Genomic DNA, 6,008 nt, shown 5'->3' with positions numbered 1-6,008 from the left:
CCGGCCAGCTGCCGCCCCAGCGGCGACAGCGCGCCGGCTGCTTCGCCGAGGAGCACGTCGAGGCCGGCCAGCCGGCGCCGGCGGAAGCGCAACGGGCAGGCGTCGAGTGCCGGCAAGTGCGGCGTATCCGGCATCGCCGGCGCCGGCTCGCCGCTGGCCAGCAGCCGATCCCAGCCCAGGTAGTCGGTGTCCGGCAGCAGGTGCAGGCGCACGCAGGGGTGGCCGGTTCGATCCAGGCCGTCGACCCATTCGCGCGGCCCGTCCACCGCGATCAGGCTGACCGCCATCAGCCAGCGCACGCGCAGCAGCGGGGCCAGCGCCGGCGTTTCCACCAGCAGCCCGCGCGGCAAGGCCGACAGCTCCGGCCCGCACGTCGCCAGCGGCAGGTACAGCACGCGGTCGAGCGCCGGCAGTGCCGCCAGCAGCGGCGCCGGCGCCGTTCGCAGCCAGCGCCGGCAGGCGCCCGTGCCGGAAGCCTGCAGGCACCGTGCCTGCCGTTGTCGCGACCAGGGAATGAACATCGCACGCCTCCAGCAACACGCGCCGACGAGAAGCACCGGGCTCGGGGAAAACGCGCGGACTGCCGCCCGCGCGCCAGGGAATCCGACCGTCGCCGCTACTTGGTCAGGATCAGCTTGTCGTTGCGGGTCAGACGCAGGTGGTACTCGCTGCCCTGATGCCGGATCACCAGCTCGCGCTCACCGGCCAGCAGCGCATGACTGGACACATGCCGGGCCGGGGCCGGCATCGGCGGTGGCAAGGATGGCCGCGGGAGCGAACGGGACGACAGCGGTTGGCGCAGGGACAGGACAGACATCGGGACATCCAGCGGTAGCGGTGACGTCTTTGATGATAATGATTCTCATTTGACTGTCAACCACCGCCGGCTCAGCCCGCCTCGACGACTTGCCGGATCCGCTGCGCCAGCGCCGCATCCAGCCGCGGCAGCAGTGCCAGCGCATCCAGGTTCTGTTCCAGCTGCTCGCGCTTGCTGGCGCCCAGCATCACAGTGGAGACGTGCGGGTTGAGCAGGCACCAGGCGATCGCCAGCTGCGCCAGGCTGGTGCCCAGCTCGGCAGCGATCGGCTGCAGCGCGCGCACCTTGGCCAGGCGCTCGTCGCCGTGGCCCAGCACGCTCTCGCGCAACCACTCGTAACCGGGCTGGGCCAGCCGCGAATCGGCCGGCACGCCGTCGTTGTACTTGCCGCTGAGCAGGCCCGAGGCCAGCGGCGACCAGATCGTGGTGCCCATGCCGTAGGCCTCGTACAGCGGCGCGTACTCCACCTCCACCCGCTCGCGGTGCAGCAGGTTGTACTGCGGCTGCTCCATCACCGGCGCGTAGAGATGGTTTTCGCGGGCGACCTGGTGCGCCTCGTGGATCGCCTCGGCCGGCCACTCGCTGGTGCCCCAGTACAGCACCTTGCCCTGGCGGATCAGCGTGTCCATCGCCGCCACGGTCTCGGCGATCGGCGTGTCCGGATCGGGGCGATGGCAGAAGTACAGGTCCAAATAGTCCACGCGCAGGCGCTGCAGCGCCTGGTGGCAGGCTTCCATCACGTGCTTGCGCGACAGCCCGCGCTGGGTCGGCCGCGGCTCATCCACCGCGCCGAAGAAAACCTTGCTGGACACACAGTAGCTGTCGCGCGGAAAGCGCAGATCGGCCAGCACGTCGCCCATCACCTGCTCGGCCACGCCGTTGTTGTACGTCTCGGCGTTGTCGAAGTAGTTCACCCCGCGGTCGTGTGCCAACGCCAGCAACTCGCGCGCTTCCTTGCGTCCGACCTGGCGGCCGAAGGTGACCCAGGCACCGAACGACAACGCGGACAACTGCAGGCCGGATCGGCCGAGGCGACGGTATTGCATGGGGAACTCCTTCAGGGACGAACAAATGCTTGCGGGAACGCACAGCATGGCATGGTCGCCGTCGAAGCGGCGTCCATGGGCCTCACTGATCTCGCGGACTCCCGCCCGCTCAGGCTACGCGTCGGCTCAAGCGTCAGCGGGGCACCGGCACGCTATGCGCGCTGAACGCGATCGCCGGCCATGCTCAGTCCCGCACCATGCCGATCGTGTGCAGCCACGCTTCGGCCAGCTTCGACCAGCCGGTGATCGGGTTCGCGGCAGGACGCAAACCGAAGGCATGGCCACCATGCGCATACAGGTGCATTTCCGCCGGCACCTTCGCCTGCGCCAGTGCGGTGTAGTAGACCAGCGCCTGATCCACCCCATCCACGTAGTCGTCTTCCGCCTGCAGCAGGAACGTCGGCGGCGTCCTGGCTGAAACCGGAATGTTCGGGTTCAACTTGCCGTCACCCCGGGTCAGATGCCCGGGATAGATCGGCATGGCGAAATCCGGTCGCGCGCTTTCCCGGTCGGCCGCATCCACCGGCGCATACAGGTGGCGATCGAAATTCGTACTGATCTCCGCCACCAGGAAACCGCCGGCCGAGTAGCCCAGCACGCCGATCCGGTGCGGATCGACGTGCAACGCGGCGGCCTGCGCGCGCACCAGCCGCACCGTTCGCTGCAGGTCCTGCAGCGAGGACACCGAAAGCTCGAAATTGTGCGGACGGCAATCGCACCTCCAGTCGTAAGGCAGGCTCGGCACGCGGTACTTCAGCAGCACACAGGTGATGCCCCGGGAGGTCAGCCAGTCGCAGGTCTCGGTGCCTTCCAGGTCGATGGCAAGAATCTGGAATCCGCCGCCGGGAATCACGATGACCGCCGCGCCCGTGTTCTTCCCCGTGGGCGCATACACCGTCATGGTGGGCTGCGTGACATTGGTCACCGCCGTCGCCGGCTTGCCCGCCAGCAGCTTCTCGCTGACCTTCGCCGTTTCCGGCCCGGGCACCGGCTGCAGATCCGGCGCCGTGCCCGGCCATATCGGGACCTGCGTGTGCCCGGCAGCAGGCTGCCAGACCAAGGTCTCCGCCTGCACGCTGGCGCACAGCGCCAGCAGTCCAAGCGCGGCGATGCAAAGTTTCATGGCGACTCATCCTTGCTGGCACATGGCCAGGCGGCATGTTCGGGATGGAAAATCAGCGGGAGCGCGGCGTGCCTATCCTGCGTGAGTCATCGGCCCGGCGGCGGCAGGTTTCATGACTTTCCCGGGATGCATCGGGACACAGTGGGGGGATTCAGCCGCGCTGCACTCCCTCGATACCCAACCCGTCGATGCTGGCGATCCCGGCCGAATCGAAACCGGCCAACGCGCTGAACCGCCGCCCACGCTCCGCATAATCCTTGAACTGATCGAAGCTGGGCGCACCCGGCGAAAGCAGGATCACGCCCGCGGCGGGAGTGCAGGCCCTGGCCTCGGCGACCGCCGCGGCCAGGTTGTCGACCAGGGCCAGCGGGCAGGCGACGCCTGCCGCGCGCAAGGCTTCGGCGATGCGCGCGCCGTTGCTGCCCATGCAGACGATCGCGTGCGCCGATGCGTTGCGCATCGCCTCGACGAACGGCGTCCAGTCCAGCCCGCGGTCGTGCCCACCGACCAGCACGGTCACCGTGCGGCCGTGCAGGCTTTCCAACGCGGCGAGCGTAGCCAGCGGCGTGGTGCTGATCGAGTCGTTGACCCAGTGCCGGCCATCGTGTTCGCCCAGCGGCTGCAGGCGATGCGGCAGCGGACGGAAGGTTGCCAAGGCGGGCGCGGCGGTGCGCGCGTCCATGCCGATCGCTTCCAGCGCGGCCAGCGCGGCGCAGGCGTTGAGCGCGTTGTGCAGGCCGGGCGCCGCCAGCGCGGCGCTGTCGAATACCGCCTGCGCGCCGCGGCAGATCATGCCATCGCGCACGTGCCAGCCTTCCGGCGTGCCGAACACGAGGCGATGCGGATGCGCGGCGGTGTACTGCAGCAGATTCGCTTGCAGGCCGTTGACCAGCAGCGTGCGCGACACGTCGGCCAGCTTCAGCTTGTCGGCCACGTAGCGCTCGCGCGAACCGTGCCAGTCCAGATGTTCCTCGTACAGGCTGGTGACCACGCCCAGTTCCACCGGCCCGGCTTCGCCGGTCTGGAAGCTGGACAGTTCGATCACCCACAGCTCCGCGCGCTGGCCGAGCAGTTCCAGCAGCGGCATGCCGATATTGCCGGCCAGCGCGGTGCGTACGCCGAGTGATCGGGCCAGGTGTACGGTCAACGCGCTGGTGGTGCTCTTGCCCTTGGTGCCGGTGACCGCGATCACGCGGGCATCGGGATTCTCGCCGAACCACAGCGCGGTACCGGAAGTGAATTGCGTGCCCTGAGCCTGCGCGGCCAGCAGCGCCGGTTTGTATGCCGAGATGCCGGGCGACTTGACCACGATGTCGAACTGGCCGAGCGCCGCCGCATCCGGCTCGCCGGCGACGATTTCCAGCGCGGGGTCGAAGGCACGCGCGGCTTCGACCTCGGTGGCGCTGCAGAACAAGGTCAACGATTGCGCCGGCAGGCGCGCACGCAGGGCCTTGAGCACGGCATGGCCTTCGCGCCCGAAACCCCAGATCGCGACGCGGCGACCCGCCAGTTCAGCGATGCGCATGGGACCCCACTCGCAGGAGCCCGCTCGCGGGCGATGCTCTTTCGAGCCATGCAGAAACCAGGAGCATCGCCCGCAAGCGGGCTCCTACGGAAAACATGCCGTGGTTCATGCGCCGATCGCCGCCAGTGCGGCTTGCAAGCGCAGCGGCACGCGATGTTCCGCGGACGGCTGCAGCCACGGCTCCAGCGCGAGCTGCGCTACGTCGAGCTGCGGCAGGATCTCGCCGCGGAAACGTTCGACCAGGGCATCCTCCTGCCACTCCGGCCGCTGGCTCAGCGCGTACATCGCCGCGCGCGCCTCGGCGCCCTCGCCCACGCACTCGAACGGCTTGTGGTCCTGGTATTCCAGCAGCGCGTCGAAGCCGGCGGCCTGGTTCTCGTCATCCAGCAGGTTGCGCCCGAAGATCGCCAGCAGCCGCGGCTTGGGCAGGAACGGCGCCAGCGCGAGGAACACGAAGTGGCATTTCGGGCACTGCCCGCACCAGCGGTCCACCGGCTTGGGACCGAGCAGCTTGAAGTTGCGGTTGCAGCTGGAGAACACGTCGAAGTACGGGGTCAGCTTCGCGAATGCGCGGGTGATCGCCAGCTCCGAGTACGGCCGCAGCAGCGAGCAGTAGTCGAGGTCGGCGGCTACGTGGCTGTGCAGCCAGTCGCCGAGCAACGTCTCGAAGGCGAGGCTCTTGCTCCACTGGTGGTTCACCTGCTGGCCGTCGTACTCCAGCGTGGCGGCCGAGGCGGAGCGTTCGTTGGCGAACGCGATGGAGTCGTAGCCGTACAGGATCGCGGCCACGACGAGGATCGCCGAATTCACCGCGGTCACCGGGATGTGCCCGTTCCACGCGCCGAGCCGGTTCAGCTCGAACAGGCCCGGCGCCAGCTCGCGCTGGATGTTCAAGGTGGGCAGGCCGGTGCGTTCGGCGCAGGCCGCGATCAGCGCGGAACTGCCGACCCACACTGCGGTCGCCGCGCCGCCGATCGACTTGATCGCTTCCACCGCCACCAGCGAATCCTTGCCGCCGCCGATCGGCACCAGGGTGCGCCTGGGCAGATCGAGCGCGCCGACTGCGGGCGCATCACCACCCCGAGGGAACGCAATCCGCCCGCGCAGATCCAGCCCATTGCGATAGGCGAATTCGGCCAGGCCGTGCAGGTACAACTGATCCAGCAGCTCGGCGGTGGCGTCGTCGAGCGGACCCGTGGCCAGCTCGATCTTCGGCGGCACGCCGGCCTTGTAGTAGCTGACGCCGGCGATCAGGTGCAGCAGCTTCAGCGCCGCATCGAACGCCGCGCGCCGCTCGGCGGGTACCGCCGGCGCCTGCGGGAAGCGGATCGTCTCGACCAGCTCCTCGCCATCGTCGAACGCATACGCCAGCTCGACCACGCCGTCGGCGTAGCTCGCGCGGGTGAAACGGAACACGCGGGTCAGGCGTGGTTGCACGGTTATCGTCATTCTTCACTCTCTGCCGCGACGCGCCCCCTCTCCCCTGCGGGGAGAGGG

At 69.0% G+C, this 6,008-nt stretch carries 6 protein-coding genes; all 6 read right to left on the bottom strand.

Going from position 1 to position 6,008, the window contains the following annotated elements; translation table 11 throughout:
• Positions 1-521 (bottom strand): hypothetical protein (locus tag B1991_RS18505; protein ID WP_136260140.1); only part of this gene is annotated, 521 nt, incomplete at its 3' end.
• A gap of 95 nt (positions 522-616) precedes the next feature.
• The gene (gene hemP / locus B1991_RS18500) at positions 617-817 is read right to left on the bottom strand and encodes a hemin uptake protein HemP (protein WP_136260139.1); all 201 of its coding nucleotides are present in this window, start codon (positions 815-817) and stop codon (positions 617-619) included.
• A 71-nt stretch (positions 818-888) separates the two neighbouring features.
• Complete coding sequence (locus B1991_RS18495; protein WP_136260138.1) at positions 889-1,863, bottom strand: potassium channel beta subunit family protein; 975 nt, start codon at positions 1,861-1,863, stop codon at positions 889-891.
• A gap of 184 nt (positions 1,864-2,047) precedes the next feature.
• Positions 2,048-2,986: an alpha/beta hydrolase gene (locus B1991_RS18490; RefSeq protein ID WP_136260137.1), complete on the bottom strand. Its 939-nt coding sequence runs from the start codon at positions 2,984-2,986 to the stop codon at positions 2,048-2,050.
• A 151-nt stretch (positions 2,987-3,137) separates the two neighbouring features.
• Positions 3,138-4,511: a UDP-N-acetylmuramoyl-L-alanine--D-glutamate ligase gene (gene murD, locus B1991_RS18485; protein ID WP_136260136.1), complete on the bottom strand. Its 1,374-nt coding sequence runs from the start codon at positions 4,509-4,511 to the stop codon at positions 3,138-3,140.
• 105 nt (positions 4,512-4,616) lie between these two features.
• A complete protein-coding gene (murL, locus tag B1991_RS18480) occupies positions 4,617-5,960 on the bottom strand; it encodes a UDP-N-acetyl-alpha-D-muramoyl-L-alanyl-L-glutamate epimerase (RefSeq protein WP_136260135.1) in 1,344 nt (447 codons plus the stop codon).
• Positions 5,961-6,008: the final 48 nt, after the last annotated feature.

The organism is Rhodanobacter lindaniclasticus (assembly GCF_004799035.1).
GTDB classification, from domain to species: domain Bacteria; phylum Pseudomonadota; class Gammaproteobacteria; order Xanthomonadales; family Rhodanobacteraceae; genus Rhodanobacter; species Rhodanobacter lindaniclasticus.
Note: the sequence above shows the minus strand (reverse complement) of the source record. Positions and strands in the feature narration are given on the sequence as shown.

What these genes read in the sequence shown, in the direction of transcription:
- B1991_RS18495 (WP_136260138.1), bottom strand. Translation starts at nt 1,863, where the DNA reads ATGCAATACCGTCGCCTCGGCCGATCCGGCCTGCAGTTGTCCGCGTTG.
- murD (WP_136260136.1), bottom strand. Translation starts at nt 4,511, where the DNA reads ATGCGCATCGCTGAACTGGCGGGTCGCCGCGTCGCGATCTGGGGTTTC.
- murL (WP_136260135.1), bottom strand. Translation starts at nt 5,960, where the DNA reads ATGACGATAACCGTGCAACCACGCCTGACCCGCGTGTTCCGTTTCACC.
- B1991_RS18490 (WP_136260137.1), bottom strand. Translation starts at nt 2,986, where the DNA reads ATGAAACTTTGCATCGCCGCGCTTGGACTGCTGGCGCTGTGCGCCAGC.
- hemP (WP_136260139.1), bottom strand. Translation starts at nt 817, where the DNA reads ATGTCTGTCCTGTCCCTGCGCCAACCGCTGTCGTCCCGTTCGCTCCCG.